1 protein-coding gene and 1 pseudogene are annotated in these 2,106 nt (G+C 43.9%); both read left to right on the top strand.

Going from position 1 to position 2,106, the window contains the following annotated elements; genetic code table 11:
• Nucleotides 1-26 precede the first annotated feature (26 nt).
• Nucleotides 27-194 (top strand): hypothetical protein, encoded by a 168-nt coding sequence (locus F6K20_RS35600; RefSeq protein ID WP_154659665.1) that lies wholly within the window; start codon nucleotides 27-29, stop codon nucleotides 192-194.
• A 461-nt stretch (nucleotides 195-655) separates the two neighbouring features.
• A pseudogene (locus tag F6K20_RS35595) lies at nucleotides 656-1,978 on the top strand (SLC13 family permease); the annotation flags it as partial.
• Nucleotides 1,979-2,106 lie beyond the last annotated feature (128 nt).

Here is a 2,106-nt window from a genome sequence, read left to right as displayed (position 1 = left end):
TCTCTGGGAATTCTGCTTGATGGGAAGTGGAAAATTGCTCGAAGCGTGAGCTACCACGCTTTACTTTGAAGAAGATGGGGGGATGGGGGAATCGGGACGGACATGGAATATCCCCTACTCCCCTACTCCAGAAGCTACCTGTTCCCCTGGCATCCTCAGAGCAACCCCCAGGAGTTTATTCAATTTTAATTTAATTGATTTTTTTGTTGGCGGGATGGTAAGATTAACAGTCAACAGTTAACAGTCAACAGTTAACAGTCAACAATAATTGACAGTTTATTATTAATTTTTTTTAAATCAAGGGTGTCTTAATTTAAAGTTTTAATTAAGGGATCTACTTGACTAGATAATAATGAATAATTAAGTTCATAGTCACGGATGAATTCGGGGAATAAAGATTAGTACATGCTTGTTCCAAAGTTCCGAAGTTCCGAAGTTACCTTTAAATTAATTTGATTTCCTAAGGCTTATGCTCATTGCTATAACTATAAATTAGTTTGATAAAGGATACGCTAACTAATAGCGTTATTGAATCATTTTGGCTAGTATATGGCGAGATAAATTCCATGGATAGGTAAATTTATCAAAATGTTTGATGGATGTCCATGAGCTACCTAACTAAGGTAGTCTTTTTTGGTGAGAGCGATCGCTATCTATGACTATATTTCTAACCCTGAGCGTTGTCCTACTAGCTTTAATCAGTTTCATTAGGGAATGGATGCCAGTGGATATCACTGCGATCGCAGTGATGGTATTACTTATGCTTCTAAAGCTAGTCACCCCAGAACAGGGAATCTCCGGTTTTGGCAACCCTGCCACGATCACTGTGATGGCTATGTTTATCCTCAGTGCTGGGATTGCCCGAACTGGGGCGCTTCAAATCGTGAATGACCTACTGCTGAAGTGGGGAGGCAAGGAGTCAACCCAGCAAATCTTTACCATGGGAATAATTGCTGGGCCCATAACAGGCTTCATTAACAATACCGCTGTGGTGGCTGTACTACTTCCTATTGTAGAAGATTGGTGCCGCAAGCAAAGTATTTCCCCTTCTAGGCTTTTGATGCCCTTATCCTTTGTCACTATCTTAGGGGGCATGATCACTACCATTGGCACCTCCACTAATGTCTTGGCCAGTGGGTTGTCTAAACAGTTGGGCTATGGTGATTTCAGCTTGTTTCAATTCACCCGATTGGGGCTAATTACATTCACCATAGGATTGGCATATTTGGCTCTAGTGGCACCCCGACTTTTGCCCAACCGTAAAGTAGCCAGCAATGGTATTGTCACTCAGGACTATAATCTCAAAGAGTATGTCAGTGAAATTGTCATTACACCAGATTCCAGCCTAGTGGGGCAAACCCTACGTGCCAGTGAAATTCAGCGGAAGTTTGATTTGGACGTTTTGGAACTGATTCGCAATGGTAGCCGTTTTCCCCAACCGCTGGCAGATAAAGTATTGCGACCAGGGGATATTTTGATTGTGAGGTCTGGTCGGGAGTGTCTGCTGAGAGTCAAAGATGAACGAGGGATAGAAATCTTAGCTGATGTCCAATTTGGAAAGCAACCCTTGGAAACGGGTCTTACCTCTGGGGAGGAAGGGATTGCTGAGGTGTTGATCCTGGCTAACTCTAATTTAATTGGCTCAACCTTAAAGGATATGCGGTTTCGACAACGCTATAACGGTACGGTTTTGGCAATTCGACGGGGACAGGAACTGGTCAGAGAAAGACTTGGAAGAGTTTGCTTGCACTTTGGTGATGTGCTGTTGGTACAAGGTCCGAGGCAAAGTTTGTTGGGATTGCAAACCAGTCGAGATTTGTTGGTGATTGGACAGCGAGATTTAGAAACCCTACGGCGAGACAAAGCAGGGATTGCGATCGCAATTAGTGTAGGGGTAGTCTTAGCAGCTGCCTTTAATGTACTACCGATTATGGTGAGTGCCTTGTTGGGAGTAGTCTTGATGGTGATCACTGGTTGTCCCTGACAGTATGCCTAGTCTTTGGCACTCCCACACCAGTCAAGGCATCTCCCACGGTAAATAGCTGCCCTGAAGGTATGACCTTCATTCCTGGGGGCACTTTCAAGATGGGTTCCGACGTTTACTAC

It is taken from the genome of Moorena sp. SIO2C4 (assembly GCF_010672485.1).
GTDB classification, from domain to species: domain Bacteria; phylum Cyanobacteriota; class Cyanobacteriia; order Cyanobacteriales; family Coleofasciculaceae; genus Moorena; species Moorena producens.
This window is presented reverse-complemented; position numbering and strand designations above follow the sequence as displayed.